General features: G+C 71.5%; 16 protein-coding genes. 10 read left to right on the top strand and 6 right to left on the bottom strand.

Annotated features, from left to right (window positions below; translation table 11 throughout):
* Positions 1-201: 201 nt before the first annotated feature.
* Positions 202-1,683 carry an FAD-dependent monooxygenase gene (locus AB0B91_RS25170; protein ID WP_358324053.1) on the bottom strand — a complete coding sequence of 494 codons (1,482 nt, stop codon included), beginning with the start codon at positions 1,681-1,683 and terminating at the stop codon, positions 202-204.
* Between the two features lie 86 nt (positions 1,684-1,769).
* On the opposite strand from AB0B91_RS25170, the gene AB0B91_RS25165 reads away from it, so the two are divergent.
* On the top strand, positions 1,770-2,417 hold the full coding sequence (locus AB0B91_RS25165; protein ID WP_358324050.1) for a TetR family transcriptional regulator: 648 nt from the start codon (positions 1,770-1,772) through the stop codon (positions 2,415-2,417).
* A gap of 121 nt (positions 2,418-2,538) precedes the next feature.
* On the opposite strand, the gene AB0B91_RS25160 is transcribed toward AB0B91_RS25165, so the two are convergent.
* From AB0B91_RS25160 to AB0B91_RS25145, 4 genes are all read right to left on the bottom strand, one after another.
* Positions 2,539-3,339: an aminoglycoside phosphotransferase family protein gene (locus tag AB0B91_RS25160; protein WP_358324047.1), complete on the bottom strand. Its 801-nt coding sequence runs from the start codon at positions 3,337-3,339 to the stop codon at positions 2,539-2,541.
* Between the two features lie 316 nt (positions 3,340-3,655).
* Positions 3,656-4,483, bottom strand: a complete 828-nt coding sequence (locus tag AB0B91_RS25155; protein WP_358324869.1) for a TetR/AcrR family transcriptional regulator — start codon at positions 4,481-4,483, stop codon at positions 3,656-3,658.
* A gap of 56 nt (positions 4,484-4,539) precedes the next feature.
* Positions 4,540-4,755, bottom strand: a complete 216-nt coding sequence (locus tag AB0B91_RS25150; RefSeq protein ID WP_358324043.1) for a hypothetical protein — start codon at positions 4,753-4,755, stop codon at positions 4,540-4,542.
* Positions 4,756-4,775: 20 nt separating this feature from the next.
* Positions 4,776-5,363, bottom strand: a complete 588-nt coding sequence (locus AB0B91_RS25145; RefSeq protein ID WP_358324041.1) for a helix-turn-helix domain-containing protein — start codon at positions 5,361-5,363, stop codon at positions 4,776-4,778.
* Between the two features lie 201 nt (positions 5,364-5,564).
* Between AB0B91_RS25145 and AB0B91_RS25140 the strand changes: the two genes are divergently transcribed.
* Both AB0B91_RS25140 and AB0B91_RS25135 read left to right on the top strand, forming a co-directional pair.
* A complete protein-coding gene (locus AB0B91_RS25140) occupies positions 5,565-5,819 on the top strand; it encodes an ANTAR domain-containing protein (protein ID WP_358324038.1) in 255 nt (84 codons plus the stop codon).
* A gap of 10 nt (positions 5,820-5,829) precedes the next feature.
* Positions 5,830-6,351, top strand: coding sequence for a MarR family transcriptional regulator (locus tag AB0B91_RS25135; RefSeq protein ID WP_358324035.1), 522 nt, complete (start codon positions 5,830-5,832; stop codon positions 6,349-6,351).
* A gap of 16 nt (positions 6,352-6,367) precedes the next feature.
* On the opposite strand, the gene AB0B91_RS25130 is transcribed toward AB0B91_RS25135, so the two are convergent.
* The gene (locus tag AB0B91_RS25130; protein ID WP_358324866.1) at positions 6,368-6,706 is read right to left on the bottom strand and encodes a hypothetical protein; all 339 of its coding nucleotides are present in this window, start codon (positions 6,704-6,706) and stop codon (positions 6,368-6,370) included.
* Between AB0B91_RS25130 and AB0B91_RS25125 the strand changes: the two genes are divergently transcribed.
* The 7 genes from AB0B91_RS25125 (at position 6,698) to AB0B91_RS25095 (ending at position 14,505) form a co-directional block, all read left to right on the top strand.
* Positions 6,698-7,246: a DUF4386 family protein gene (locus AB0B91_RS25125; RefSeq protein ID WP_358324032.1), complete on the top strand. Its 549-nt coding sequence runs from the start codon at positions 6,698-6,700 to the stop codon at positions 7,244-7,246. The genes AB0B91_RS25130 and AB0B91_RS25125 overlap by 9 nt on opposite strands.
* 94 nt (positions 7,247-7,340) lie before the next feature.
* Complete coding sequence (locus AB0B91_RS25120) at positions 7,341-8,660, top strand: NtaA/DmoA family FMN-dependent monooxygenase (protein WP_358324029.1); 1,320 nt, start codon at positions 7,341-7,343, stop codon at positions 8,658-8,660.
* Positions 8,657-9,883 carry an LLM class flavin-dependent oxidoreductase gene (locus AB0B91_RS25115; protein ID WP_358324026.1) on the top strand — a complete coding sequence of 409 codons (1,227 nt, stop codon included), beginning with the start codon at positions 8,657-8,659 and terminating at the stop codon, positions 9,881-9,883. The genes AB0B91_RS25120 and AB0B91_RS25115 overlap by 4 nt, the downstream gene beginning before the upstream one ends.
* Positions 9,880-10,914, top strand: coding sequence for an LLM class flavin-dependent oxidoreductase (locus tag AB0B91_RS25110; RefSeq protein ID WP_358324023.1), 1,035 nt, complete (start codon positions 9,880-9,882; stop codon positions 10,912-10,914). The genes AB0B91_RS25115 and AB0B91_RS25110 overlap by 4 nt, the downstream gene beginning before the upstream one ends.
* Complete coding sequence (locus AB0B91_RS25105) at positions 10,911-12,014, top strand: MsnO8 family LLM class oxidoreductase (protein WP_358324021.1); 1,104 nt, start codon at positions 10,911-10,913, stop codon at positions 12,012-12,014. The genes AB0B91_RS25110 and AB0B91_RS25105 overlap by 4 nt, the downstream gene beginning before the upstream one ends.
* Entirely contained in the window at positions 12,011-13,603 is a 1,593-nt protein-coding gene (locus AB0B91_RS25100) for an ABC transporter substrate-binding protein (RefSeq protein WP_358324018.1), read from the top strand. Before AB0B91_RS25105 ends, AB0B91_RS25100 begins: the two co-directional genes overlap by 4 nt.
* The gene (locus tag AB0B91_RS25095; protein ID WP_358324015.1) at positions 13,600-14,505 is read left to right on the top strand and encodes an ABC transporter permease; all 906 of its coding nucleotides are present in this window, start codon (positions 13,600-13,602) and stop codon (positions 14,503-14,505) included. The genes AB0B91_RS25100 and AB0B91_RS25095 overlap by 4 nt, the downstream gene beginning before the upstream one ends.

The raw sequence follows: 14,505 nt of genomic DNA, 5'->3' as shown, positions 1-14,505 counted from the left end.
CCAGCCGTCCCGGCCGCGCGGCGCACCATCCGTTCCGGTCGCCGGGCTTCCGGCGACCGGAGTGGATGCCGCTGCCGGCACCGCGTACACCGTCACGATCAGGCTCGGCACGAACCGCCGCCAACGAGTCGTGCCGCCGCTCCTTCCCGTGCCGGTGTACGGCCCGCCAGGTATTCGCCCGGCAACCGCCGCTGGATTTCCCTAATGCGTGGCAATGTGGTCGGCGATCGCGGCCGCCAGGGTCCGCTCGCAGGTGGCGGCGTCGTCGGCGGCCCAGCACACGTAGCCGTCGGGGCGCAGAAGCAGAGCCGCCGCGCCCAGGTCGGTCGCACACTTGGCCCGTACGAGATCCACCCGGGCGGGCAGCCGGAGCTCGGCCGGGACGATCCCGGCCAGGTCGAGCAGGACCGCGTGCCCGGCCCCGAACAGCGCCGACAGCCGGACCGGCTCCGTGCCGACGAGCAGGTCGGCGTCCGGCACCCGCTGCCCGGCCAGCGGATGTTCGCCCCCGAGGTCGTAGCCCAGCGACAGGCCGGACATCAGGCCCGCCATGTGGCGGTTGGCGTCCGGCAGCCGCAGCAGATCGGTGAAGATGTCGCGCAGCGCGAGCACATCCTGGCTCGGCCGCGGCATGCCCAGCAACCGCTGCGCGGACGTGTGGTGCAGGACCCCGGCCGCCACCGGATGCCGTTCGGCCTGGTAGCGGTCCAGGAGGCCCTCGGGCGCCCGGCCCTGGACGGTCGCGGCCAGCCGCCAGCCGAGGTTGATCGCGTCCTGCACGCCGATGTTGAGGCCCTGACCGCCGAACGGCGGGTGGATGTGCGCGGCGTCGCCCGCGAACAGCACGCGGCCCGCCCGGTAGTCCGCCAGTTGCCGGGTCGCGTCGGTGAAGCGCGAGGAGTTGTCCACCGCGCGCAGCACGATCTCCTCGCCGTAGACGGCCCGCAGCGCGGTGATGATCTCCTCCTCCGTGACCGGCGCGTCGCGGTCGGTCCCCTGGTCCTCGCTGCCGAACGTGAGCCGGTAGCGCTCGCCCCCGATCGGAATCAGCATGGCCCAGTAGCCGCCGCCCTCGCGGACCAACTCGCTCATGTGGCCTATCGTCTGGGGGACCGACGCCGACGTGGCGGACAGCCGGACGTCGGCCAGCACCGCCACGAACGTCCCGTCCCCGCCGGGGAACGGCATCCCGAGCAGCTTGCGAACGGTGCTGCGGCCACCGTCGCAGCCGACCAGATAGTCGGCCCGGAACCGCTGCCCGCCGGCGCTCACCGTCACCCCACCGTCGTCCTGCTCGACCGCCGTGACCGCGGCGTCGCGCAGGACCCGCGCGCCGTGGGCGGTCGCGGCTTCCTCCAGGACCTCCTCGATCTCCCACTGCGGGATCGCGATCGGGTACGGATGCCGCGTACGCCACGGCTCGCAGTCCAGCGGCACCGGCAGGAACGCGAAATGGCCGCCCCCCGGCGCGCGTTCCATGGCCCGGCTTCGCAGCGGCTCCAGCAGGCCGCGCAGCTCCAGCAGCTCGGCCGTACGGGGCTGGATCGCGCCGCCCTTCGTCTGCTCGATGCGCTCGGGCAGCCGCTCCAGCACCAGCGTGCCGACCCCGGCCAGCGCCAGCTCGTACGCCAGCGTCAGGCCGGTCGGCCCGGCACCCGCGATGATCACCTCGGTGTCCCTCAAGGCCCCTCCTCTTTCCGTCGCCTGAGTGCGAATGTATACCCAGTGCAGAAAAAGTCCAAGTGCAGATTTCTGGTAAGGTGGCGAACGTGACCAGCGAGCCCGGGCTGCGCGAGCGCAAGAAGCAGCGGACGCACACGGCGATCTCCGAGGCGGCGATCGACCTGTTCCTGCGGCATGGGTTCGACCAGGTGTCGGTGGCCCAGGTCGCGGAGGCGGCCGAGGTGTCCAGGCGCACGTTGTTCGCCTACTTCCCGGCCAAGGAAGACCTCGTGGTGCACCGGTTCGCCGATCATGAGGCGGAGGCCGGCCAGGTGGTCCGGGCCCGGCCGGCGGGCATGGGGCCGCTGGAGGCGCTGCGGGTGCACTACCTCGACGGGCTGGCCAGGCGTGACCCGATCACCGGTCTCAATGACCTGCCGCCGATCGTGGCGCTCTACCGGATGGTCCTGGAGACGCCGTCGCTGGTGGCCCGGATGTACCGGTTCCAGGCGGGGGCCGAGCGGGCGCTCGCCGATGCGCTGCGTGAGACGGCGGCTGTCGATGAGTCCGCCGCGCGCCTGGCGGCCGTTCAGATCGTGGCGGTCCTCTGGGCGTTGATGCTGGACAACGCCAGGCTGCTGGCGGCCGGCGAAGGCGCGGACGAGCGCTACGCGGGCGCGGTGAGCGAGGCCGAGCAGGCGTTCGCCCTGCTGGCCAACGGCTTGGGCCGGTTGGGCGCACCGCGCGGAACCTGAGCCGACAGCGGTTCGCAGGGCTTGAGCCGTCAGCTGTCAGCCGTTCGCGAGACCCGAGCCGTCAGCCGATCGCAGCCGCGTGGGTGGCTGCCGTCCGAAGACGGCAGCCACCGTTGTCGGGCTACGCCGCGAGGGCGTTCTCCAGGAGCGGTCGGTGGCGCAGCATCCAGGCCGCCGCCCGTGCCTGCCAGGCCAGGGCCCACAGCGGGCCCGGGTCCCTGGTCTCGGGCGTGATCCGCGACCTGATCGCCACGGACGCGCAGTCACGGATGGCGAACTCGATCATCCGCGTGACGAAGCCGTCGCGTTCGGCGGCGGTCAGCCCGTAGCCGTCGAGGAAGCGGCGCAACTGACCCGCGCGTGCCTCCGCGCCGGGCAGGCTCTGCCGTTCGGCGACGTCGTCGTCGTGCAACTGGGCGTTCCACCACGCGGCACCCGCCACGTCGTCCAGCCGATCGATCGGACCGGCGCTGGTCCAGTCGATGTAGGAGACCGGCAGGCCGTCGCGGGCCACGGTGTGCCACGGTCCCGTGTCGCGATGGCTGATGATCGCATCGGACGCGGAACTCTCGAACGGCCACGGCTGCCACACCGCGTCCGGCGGCGGCCGGAATCCGGCCGTCGCGTCGTGGAGCGCGCGCAGCAGGCGGCCCGCCTGCCACACACCCTCGTCGGACCAGGCGTGCGGGTGGACGAAGTCGCCGTCGATGTAGGTGACGGCGTCACGTCCCTCCTCGTCGTAACCGTCGCCGACCAGGCGCGGGCTCCCGGTGAAGCCCACGTTCTCCAGATGCAGCAGCAACGCGTGGACGCTGTCCGTCCACGGCCCGGCCGGGCGCAGCACGACGTCGCCGTGCCGGACCACCGGCGTGGGATTGCCCTCGGCCCCCAGCAGGGGTTCGAAGGATGATGGGGAAGTCACTCTTGCTCCTCGTGATCGTGATCGAAGATCACTCCAACGCGAGGAGCCCGGTACGCGTCAGGCGACCTCTCGCGTCGGAGTGTGAACCGAGACCTCGCCGAGGACCTTGGTGGCCATGTGCCACACCTCCTGATAAATCGCGGGAAACCGTCCCGGCCGACGCTGCCACAGCGGGGGAGGCCGATCAACGCGTTTTCCGCCGGTACGGTGTGCGGCGGAGGCGTTGTGGACCGGTGGGACGCTCGCCCGGTTCGCCGACGCGGGCGCCAGGACCGCCTGCATCTGGCTCGAGGTGACGCCGGTGGCGACGCGGAGGTCAGCTTGCTGGGGTGACGCCCGCGCGGTCGATGGCCGCCTCGATCCCGTCGAGCACGACGGTGAGCCCGGCGGCGAAGGCCGGTCTGGCCTTGACCTCCAGGTAGGTCGCTGCCTGGTCAGGCTGCGGGCCCGCGCCGGACGGCGGGGCAGGGTCGTCGGTCTCGATCCAGGCCACCATCGGGAATCGTTCGGCGAAGCCGGGGGCGACCTCTTCTAGCAGGGCCGATCGGGCGTACCACCACTCCTCGTCGGACACCCCGGTTGCCGCCGGCGCCTGCCGTGACTCCGCGACCGTCCTGGCCGCACCCCGGATGAAGTCGGTGAGCAGCGAGACGATGCCCCGGAGCCGGCCGCCGCGCAACCCGGTGGCGCGGAGCAGGCCCACCAGCGTCTCCAGCATCACGAACTCGTTGGGCCCCAGCACCGGCCGGGCCTGCGACACCTGCAACACCCACGGGTGGCGGACGTAGAACGCCCAGACGTCCCCGGCCCACGACGTCACGGCCGCCCGCCAGCCGCCTGCCAGGTCGTAGCCGGTGGGCAGCTCGGCCAGGGCATGGTCGTACATCAGGTCGATCAGTTCGCTCTTGCTGGGCACGTACGTGTAGAGGGCCATCGCCGTGCGGCCGAGGCGTTCGCCCACCGCGCGCATGGACAGGGCGGCCATGCCCTGCTCGTCGGCGACCGCGATCGCGGCGTCCACGATCATGTCCACGCTCAGCCCCGGTTTGGGGCCGGGACCGGTACGTGGCTCCTCCGGCGCCGTCGCGCGCCACAGCAGGCCCATCGAGCGGCGCGCGTCTCCCTGGCCGGCGAAGACCACCACCTGACGACTCCTCACGGACGCGGTAATTCCTTACGCCATAAGGCTATCAGCGTTGATCACCGGAGCGCGGAACGGTGCGTGGGTGGCCGCTGGGGCAGGCTGATCAGGCGCAGGCCGGCTGACACCAGTGTCCAGCCGAGCGCCGTCACGCCGGCCGCCCACCGGGGCGGCAGCTCGCGCCGGCAGTCCCGGTGCAGGCGCCACCTGGTCACCTCGGCCCGTAATTCGGCGGCTCTGTGTCGTTCGGTGTAGAGATGCATGTCGGGGTGCATGTGCCGACCTCCTGGAAGTCTCAGGCGCGGAACGGGAATCCGAAGAACTGCAGGGCGACGTGCTCGCGGCCTTCGGTGTCGCCCGCCTCCTGGGCGGTCCTGCCGTGCGCCCACCAACGCTCGATGACCGCGTCGATCTCCTGGCCGAGCAGTCGCAGCTCCTCGGTGGTGAGCGTGGTCATGTACTCGGAGCTGAACGCGGCGGTGCGCCACGCCGCCGACCAGGCGGGCTGCTCGTCGAGGTAGCGCTCGTACAGCTCGCCCTGAACCTGGTACGCCACGCGGGCCAGGGCGGTGCGGGCGGCGACGGTCTCTGGGGGGTCCGCCGGGTCCTGGGTTCTGGCGCTGAGGTGCTGGGAGACGACCTGCCACCAGCGCTCCCTGCCGTCGCCGCTCTGCGGCTCGGCCTCCTCGATGAGGCCGAGCGCGGCCAGCTTGCGCAGGTGATAGCTGATCAGGGAGACGGCCTCATCGGCCTGGTCGGCCAACTGGGAGGCGGTCGCCGTGCCGGCCACGGCGAGGGCTCGGTAGAGCTTCAGTCGCAGTGGGTGCGTGAACGCCTTGAGCTCGTCGAGATCGCTGATGCGGCGGGTCTCATGCTGGGCCATGACCCCACCATAGAAGCGAAAGAAAATTTGCGCAAATAAAGTTGCGCATCTCGGCCGGTGTACGAGATCGCACCCGGGGGAGGGGGATTTCTCCCCGGGATGGCGGCGGGAAGGATAGGCAACACTAAGCTGTGAAGCCGAATGCCGCTCCAGACTCTGGTGGCCCCTTTTTCCACGTCTTCAGACGAGGAGAGGACCGGGATGGACGACCGACGAGCCCGCCGCGCCTTCGTCGAGCTCGCGGACACGCTGCAGAACGCCCTGGACAGCCGCGTCCTCATCGAGCAGGCGAAGGGCATGCTGGCCGCGCGCCTGGGCGTCGGCATCGAGGACGCCTTCGGCGTGCTGCGCGAGCACGCCCGTGCCCGCAACCGCAAGCTCCTGGACGTCGCCCAGGAGGTGACCGACGGGATCCTGTGGATCGCGCTGCATGGTTCGTACGCGCGGTCCAAATAGGATCGACCCCATGAACGGCGAGCCGGAGGAGCAGGCCCCCGACCAGTCGCGGGACGCTATCGACGTGATCGTGGAGCAGTGGCGCCGCGAGCGGCCCGACCTGGATCTGTCGGCCATGGAGGTGTTCGGCCGGATCGCCATGGTGTCGCGGGTCGCGGAGGCGGCGGTCGAGCAGGTGTTCGCGCGGCACGGGCTGCGTCAGGGGGAGTTCGACGTGCTGTCCGCGCTGCGCAGGCGCGGGTCCCCGTACACGCTGATCCCGTCGGAGCTGTCGGCGACGCTGATGATGTCGCGGGCCGGCATGACCAACCGCCTCGACCGGCTGGAGGCGGCGGGGCTGGTCGAGCGGAGTCTCGACCCGGCCGACCGCCGCAGCTTCCGCATCGCGCTCACCGAGGAGGGGCGGCGGGTCATCGACGCCGCGCTCACCGAGCACGCCGCCAACCTGACCCGGCTGGCCGCCGGCCTGTCGCCGGACGACGCGGCCGTGCTCGCGCGTGTCCTGCGCGGCCTGCTGACCACACCCGGCTGACGCGCCCGCCGGCAGGTCACAGGCTCGACAGGAGCCGCTCCAGCCCCCAGCGGAATTGTTCCGTCGAGATGTAGGCGGCGATGGCGTCGGCCGCGGCGTGCGTGCGCGGGAAGAGCGCCGGGTCGACGGCGAAGACGGCCCGGCGGGCGGCGATCCGCTCGTCCTCCGGTGGCACGGGGCCGGTGCCTTCCAGCTCCGCGGCCTCCAACGCGATGGCGCCCAGCACGTACACCATGACCGTGTAGCTCGCCCGCGGGTCGGGCAGGGCGGCGAGCAGGCTCTCGCCCACCCGCGCCGCGACCGGCCCGCTGACGGCCGCGCCGAGGATCGACGGCATCGCCGCGGGGTGGCGCATGAGCACCTGGCGCAGGTTCAGCGCGAAGGCCGTGATCCGCTCGTGCGGCTCGCGGTCCTCGTCTTCCAGCAGGCCGACATCGGCCTCGCCGAGCAGCCGATCGGCGCTGTGTTGCTCGGCAGGCGACTGCCGGACGGCCCCGCCGCCGCCCTGTCCGTGCACGCCGGGGTGCTCGCGGGGGTGGTGCAGGTGCTGGGGCTGCTGCGCTGGCCCTTCGCCGTCCCCGCGCTGGCGGACGCCGCTGATCCCCGGGCCGCCGAGACCATCTTCGCCGCGCTCCACGGCTACCTGGGCACCGGTGTGGGAGAGACGCTCGGATACCTGCTCACCGCCGCGTGGACCCTGCTGGTGCTGATCGCGCTGCCTCGCGTGCCGCTCTGGTTCGGGGCGCTCGGCGCTCTCTCCGCGCTGGCCGTGGCGGCCGGGGTGGTGGGTGCCGACCTGGTGAACTTCGCGGGGTACGTCGCCTGGAGCGTGTGGGCGGTGTGCCTGGCCGTACGAGAAGGAGGGCGGCGTGACTCCGTGGGGGCATTGACATAAAAACCCTATTTTCCTACTGTTTGTGTAGGCATTTAGGAGGAGGCGCGATGCCCGATTTCGCCGACGCACCGGCCCACACGAACCCCTTCGACCAGTGACGCGCAAGCAGATCCACCTCGCGGCCCACTTCCCCGGCGTGAACAACACCACGGTCTGGGCCGACCCCCGATCCGGCAGTCAGATCGACTTCGCCTCGTTCGTCCACCTGGCCAGGACGGCCGAGCAGGGCAAGTTCGACTTCTTCTTCCTGGCCGAGGGGCTGCGGTTGCGCGAGCTCAAAGGCCGCATCCACGACCTCGACGTGGTCGGCCGCCCCGAGGCGCTCACCTTGTTGAGCGCACTCGCCGCCGTCACCGAGCGCCTCGGTCTGGCGGGCACCGTCAACGCCACCTTCAACGAGCCGTACGAACTGGCCAGGCGCCTGTCCACGCTGGACCACCTCAGCGACGGCCGGGCGGCCTGGAACGTGGTGACCACCTCCGACGCCTTCACCGGCGAGAACTTCCGGCGCGGCGGCTACCTCGACCGCGCCGACCGTTACACGCGCGCCGCCGAGTTCGTCCGCCTCTCGCGGGAGCTCTGGGACTCCTGGCAGCCGGGCGCGCACCTCGCCGACAAGGACCAAGCCCAGTTCGTACGCCCCGGCGCCATCGGGACCGTCCACCACGAGGGCCCGCAGTTCACCGTCGGGGGACAGTTCACCCTGCCCCGCAGCCCCCAGGGGCATCCCGTCATCATCCAGGCGGGGGACTCCGACGAAGGCAGGGAGTTCGCCGCCGCCACGGCCGACGTCATCTTCAGCCGCCACGGCACGCTGGAGGACGGCCGGGCCTTCTACGCCGACGTCAAACGCCGCCTGGCCCGCTACCAGCGCGAGCCGGACCAGCTGAAGATCATGCCCGCCGCCACGTACGCGCTGGGCGACACCGAGGAGGAGGCCGCCGAGAACGCGGCCGCCATCCGCCGCCAGCAGGTCGGCCCGCAGACCGCGACCGCCTTCATCGAGCAGGTGTGGGGTCGTGACATGTCGGCCTACGACCCCGACGGGCCGCTGCCGGAGGTCGAGCCCGACCTGTCGGAAGGCGTCTCGCAGGGGCGGGTGCCGATCGGCGACCGGGTCGCGGTGGCCGCCAAATGGCGGGCGCTGGCCGAGGAGAAGAAGCTGACGATCCGCGAGCTGGTGATCGAGGTGACCGGACGGCAGACGTTCGTCGGGACGCCGGCCGGCGTGGCCCGGCAGATCGACGAGCACGTGCAGGCCGATGCGGCCGACGGGTTCATCCTGGTGCCGCATCTGACGCCCGGCGGGCTCGACGAGTTCGTGGACCGCGTGGTGCCGCTGCTGCAGGAACGCGGCGCCTTCCGTACCGACTACACCGGCACCACCCTGCGCGAGCACCTGGAGCTGTCATGACCCTGCACCTCGCCGTCGCGCTGGACGGCGCCGGCTGGCATCCGGCCGCCTGGCGGGAGCCGTCCGCGCGGCCGGAAACCATCTTCTCGGCCCGCTACTGGGCGGCGCTCGTGGCCGAGGCCGAGCGGGGGCTGCTCGACTTCGTCACGATCGAGGACTCGCTCGGCCTCCAGTCCACGCTGCCGGACGGGCCCGACTCGCGGGCGGACCAGGTGCGCGGGCGGTTCGACGCCGTGTTGCTGGCCGCCCGGCTCGCGCCCCTGACCAGCCGGATCGGGCTGGTGCCGACGGCCACGACCACGCACACCGAGCCGTTCCACGTGGCGATCGGCATCGCCGCGCTCGACCACATCAGCGGCGGGCGGGCCGGATGGCGACCGCAGATCTCGGCCAGAAGCACCGAGGCGGCACATTTCGGCCGCCGCCAGTTCCCACCCCTGGACAACGCGACCCTTCGGGAGGACGCAGGCTCTCGGGAGGGGGCGGGTCTTTCTGGTGGTGAGGGGAATCTGGGGTGGCCGTTCCAGATCGATGGTGAGCATGTGCGGGCGCTGTTCGAGGAGGCGGGTGACGCGGTCGAGGTCGTACGGCGGCTCTGGGACAGCTGGGAGGACGACGCGGAGATTCGCGACCTGTCCACCGGGCGGTTCATCGACCGGGACAAGCTTCACTACATCGACTTCGCCGGGCGGTTCTTCTCGGTGAAGGGGCCATCGATCACGCCCCGGTCGCCGCAGGGCCAGCCGGTGGTCACGGCGCTCGCCCACGCCCGGCTGCCGTACGAGTTCGCCGCGGGCGGCGCCGACGTCGTGTACGTCACGCCGCACTCCGCCGACCACGCGCGCGGCATCGTCGAGGAGGTCAGGGAGCTGTCGGCGGAGCTGACCGTCTTCGCCGACCTGGTGGTGTTCCTGGGCGACGGCGCGGCCGAGCGGAAGGCCCGCCTCGACCGGCTCGACGGGGCCGAACTGCGCTCCGATGCGGCGATCTTCACCGGCACGCCGGAGGAGCTGGCCGAGCTGCTGCTCCAGTGGCGGCGGGCCGGGATCCAGGGGTTCCGGCTGCGCCCCGGCGCGCTGCCGTACGACCTGGAGGCGATCACCAGAGGGCTGACGGCGGAGCTGCGCGGGCGCGGGGTGTTCAGGCGATCGTACGAGGCCACGACGCTGCGCGGGCTGCTCGGCCTGCCGCACCCGGCCAGCCGCTATGCGGAGGTGTCATGAAATTTCTGGCTATCACGTTGATCGTCCATAACGACGAGAGGTCGCACACCGAGCGGTTCCGCGAGGTCGTCGAGAACGCGGTCCTGGCCGAGGAGCTGGGCTTCGACGGGTTCGGGGTGGGGGAGCGGCACGAGCGGCCGTTCATCTCCTCCTCGCCGCCGGTGGTGCTGAGCCACATCGCGGCGAAGACGTCCAGGATCCGGCTGTTCACCGCGGTCACCACCCTGAGCCTGCTCGATCCCGTACGGGCCTATGAGGACTACGCCACGCTCGACCATCTCTCGGACGGCAGGCTGGAGCTGATCATCGGCAAGGGGAACGGCGCCGCGCAGGCGCAGCTCTTCCACGTCACCGCCGAGGACCAGTGGGACCGCAACCGCGAGGGGTACGAGCTGTTCCGCCGCCTCTGGCGGGAGGACAAGGTCACCTGGGAGGGCCGCTTCCGTCCCTCGCTGACCGAGGCCGAGACCTGGCCCCGGCCGCTCCAGCGGCCGATCAGGGTGTGGCACGGCAGCGCCACCAGCAAGGAGTCCGTGGACCTGGCCGCGCGCTACGGCGACCCGCTGTTCTCCGCGAACGTCACCAACCCCATCGAGCCGTACGCCGAGCTGATCGACTACTACCGGGAGCGGTGGGCCCACTACGGGCACGACCCGGCCGAGGCGCTGATCGGGGCCGGGACGGCGGGCTACTACGCGGCCCGCACCTCCCAGGAGGCGATCGAGACCTACCGGCCGATCTTCGACGCCCGGCTGGCGCTGTTCGCCAAGCTCGGGCTCAAGCCGGTGTTCAGCACGCTGGAGGACGCCATCGAACGCAGTTCGATCCTGGTCGGCAGCCCGCAGCAGATCATCGACAAGGTGTCGCGCTATCACAAGCGGTTCGGGCACGAGGTCATGCACCTGCACGCCGACGCCGACGGGCTCACGCCCAAGCAACACCGGGGCGCGCTGGAGCTGTTCCAGGCGGAGATCGCGCCCGTACTGCGCCGGGAGATCCCCAGCAGGCCGTTTCCGGAGAGGACGCCATGACGCTTTCCATCCTCGACCTCGCCCCCATATCCTCCGGCGGAACCGCGCGTGACGCGCTGCTCAACACGCTCGACCTGGCCCGGCGGGCCGAGTCGTTCGGCTATCACCGCTACTGGCTGGCCGAGCACCACTTCGCCCCCGGCGTGGCCAGCTCGGCCCCGGCCGTGCTCATCGGCCTGGTGGCGGCGGCCACCAGCCGGATCAGGGTCGGATCCGGAGCCGTGCAGCTCGGGCATCAGACGCCGCTGTCGGTGGTCGAGCAGTTCGGGCTGGTCGACGCCCTGTACCCGGGCCGGATAGACCTCGGCATCGGCCGCTCCGGTCAACGCCGCGCCGAACTCGCCGCCAAGGCCCCGCCACCGACGGCCGACGGGGAGGCGGAGCGGGTCGTCGGTGGGCTGCTCATACCGCCGCCGTTCGACTGGTCCAGGCTCGCCGCGCATCCGCACCTGGCCTTCCACGCCTCGCTGCTCCAGCAGCCCGGCGCCCGTACGCCCGATTTCGCCGAGCAGATCGACGACGTCATCGCGTTCCTGACCGGCACGCACGAGGCGCACGCCGTCCCCGGCGAGGGGGCGGAGGTGGAGCTGTGGATCCTCGGCAGCAGCGGCGGACAGAGCGCCCAGGTGGCGGGTGAACGCGGGCTGCCGTTCGCGGCGAACTACCACGTCAGCCCGTCCTCCGTGCTCGAAGCAGTAGAGGCCTACCGCCAGGCGTTCAAGCCGTCGAAGGCCCTGGCCGAGCCCTACGTGATCGTGTCGGCCGACGTCGTCGTGGCGGCGGACGACGCGACCGCGCGGGAGCTGGCCAAGCCGTACGGACTGTGGGTACGCAGCATCAGGACCGGCGAGGGCGCCAGGACGTACCCGACGCCCGGGGAAGCCGACGCGCACGTCTGGAGCGCCGGGGACCTGGCGCTGGTGAAGGACCGGATCGACACGCGGTTCGTCGGCACGCCCGACGCCGTCGCCGAGCGGCTGCACGTGCTGCGGAAGGTGACGGGCGCCGACGAGCTGCTGGTCACGACCATCACGCACGACCACGCCGACCGCGTACGCTCCTACGAGCTGCTGGCCGGCGCCTGGGACGGCCGCTCATGAAGCGGATCCTCGTCGTCCTCGTGCTCACCCTGGCCGCCTGCGGCTCCCAGTCGTCCGCCCAGCAATCCCAGGCCGCCACCTTGACCTGGGCGATCGAGACGCAGCCCATCACCCTGAACCCGCAGCAGTGGGCGCAGAACAAGGTCAGGCTGCTCGTGTTCAACCAGTTCGACGCGCTGCTCTCCCGTGGCCGCGACGGCACCTTCGAGCCGTGGCTGGCGAAGTCGTGGAAGGTGTCGGACGACGGGCTGACCTACACCTTCGAGCTGCGCGACGACGTGACCTTCCACGACGGCACGAAGTTCGACGCCGCGGCGGTCAAGGCCAACCTGGATCAGTTCCTGGTGCCGGGCTACAACGCGGCCGTGGCGGCGATCCAGCTCGCGGCCTTCGACAAGGCCGAGGTGGTGTCGCCCACCACGGTGAAGGTCACGCTCAAGAAGCCCGACGGGCTGTTCCTCGACTTCCTGGCCTCCCCGTACAGCGGGCAGGTCTCGCCCAAGTCGCTGAAGAGCGCCAAGAACCTCAAGTTCGGCGGCCTCGACCTGGTCGGCACCGGGCCGTTCATCCTCGACCGGTACGTCCAGGGCCAGGAGATCCACTACCACCGCAACCCCGCCTACAAGTGGGCGCCGCCGAGCGCCGGGCACCAGGGGCCCGCGTACCTCTCGGAGCTCACCTACCGCTTCCTGCCCGAGGCCGCGGTCCGCGTCGGCGCGCTCACCTCCGGCCAGGTACAGGTCATCGAGGGCGTCCCCGCGACCGAGGTGAACCTGATCAAGAAGGACCACGCCTTCCAGACCGCGCTCAACTCGGGCACCTCCTTCTCCTACTACTTCAACACCTCGCACGCCCCCTTCGACGACCAGCGCGTACGGCAGGCCTTCCGCGAGGCCGTGAACGTCGACGCCGTCCTCGCCTCCGTCTACCAGGGCACCGCCACCAGGGCGTGGAGCGTCGTCGGCAAGGCGAGCCCGTTCTACGACCCGTCCCTTGAGCACACGTTCGGCGGCGATCCGGCCAAGGCCAACGCGCTGCTCGACGAGGCCGGCTGGACGCGGCGCGACAGCGAGGGCTTCAGGGTCAAGGACGGCGAACGGCTCACCGTACGCAGCGTCTCCTCGGCGCCGTTCGTCAGGGACCGCCGCGACATCCTCGCCCAGGCCATCCAGGCCCAGGTCAAGCAGAGCGCGGGCATCGACTTCCAGGTGAAGATCGTCGACCAGGGCACCGCGCAGAAGGCCCTGGACGAGAACCAGTACGAGATCTTCGAGAACTCCCGCGGCGACTCCGACGTCGGCGCCGCGCTCAACCTCATCCTGCCGAGCAAGGGGGCCATCAACCGCGGCCACTTCTCCGACCCGCGGGTGGACAAGTGGCTGGCCCAGGCGTCCGCCACCGCCGACCAGGCGCGACGCAAGGAGCTCTACACCCGGGTGCAGCGGGCCGTGATGACGGAGAAGGCCGTCGTGTTCCCGATCTATGTGCCCGCCGACCAGCTGGCCGCCCAGAAGAGCGTGCGCGGCCTCGGCTTCGACCCCGGCTCGGGAACGCCGCGCAACGCCTACGACGTCCAGGCCGGCACATGATCAAACGCTTGGGCACCGGGCTGGCCGTGCTCTGGGCCGCCGCCACCTCGTCGTACGTCGCGCTGCTGCTCGCACCGGGCGACACCGTCGACATCCTGATCGGCAACGGCGTCGACACGCCGGAGATCCGAGCCAAGATCGTCGCCGAGTGGGGGCTCGACCGTCCCGAGGTGGTCCAATACCTGTCCTATCTGTGGCGGCTGCTGCACGGCGATCTCGGCCGCTCCTACCAGCTCCAGCGCGGCGTCGGCGAGATCTTGGCCACCCAGGTCGGCCCGACGCTCCAGCTCACCCTCGCCGCCGCGGCGACCGGGGTGACGCTCGCCGTGATCATCGCGCTCGCCACCGCGGGGCGGGGCCGCTGGCTGCGCGGCGCGGCCTCGGCCGCCGAGCTGGTGTCGGTCTCGGTGCCGCCGTTCCTCATCGGGATCGTGCTGCTGTCGGTGTTCTCGTTCACGTTCGGCTGGTTCCCGGTGTCCGGCGCGTCGGGGCCGCAGGCGCTCGTGCTGCCCGCGCTCGCCCTGGGCCTGCCGATCGCGGGCGTGCTCGGGCAGGTGCTGCGCGGTGGGCTGGAACGCGCGCTGGAGCAGCCGTTCGCGGTCACGGCCAGAGCGCGCGGGCTGACCGAGCGGGCCCTGGTCGTCAGGCACGCGCTCCGGCACGCGCTGATTCCGGCCGTGACGCTGGCCGGGTGGTTCACCGGCACGCTGCTCGGCGGGACGGTGATCACCGAGGCGCTGTTCGGCCGGCCGGGGCTCGGTCAGGTGGCGATGCAGGCGGTCACGGGCCGGGACATGCCGGTGGTGATGGCCGTGGTGCTGCTGTCGGCGGTCGTCTACGTGGCCATCAGTACGCTGCTCGACCTGGCCTATCGCGCCATCGATCCCAGGATCGGGGGCTGA

Source organism: Nonomuraea sp. NPDC049141 (assembly GCF_040648415.1).
In the GTDB taxonomy this organism is placed as follows: domain Bacteria; phylum Actinomycetota; class Actinomycetes; order Streptosporangiales; family Streptosporangiaceae; genus Nonomuraea.
This window is presented reverse-complemented; position numbering and strand designations above follow the sequence as displayed.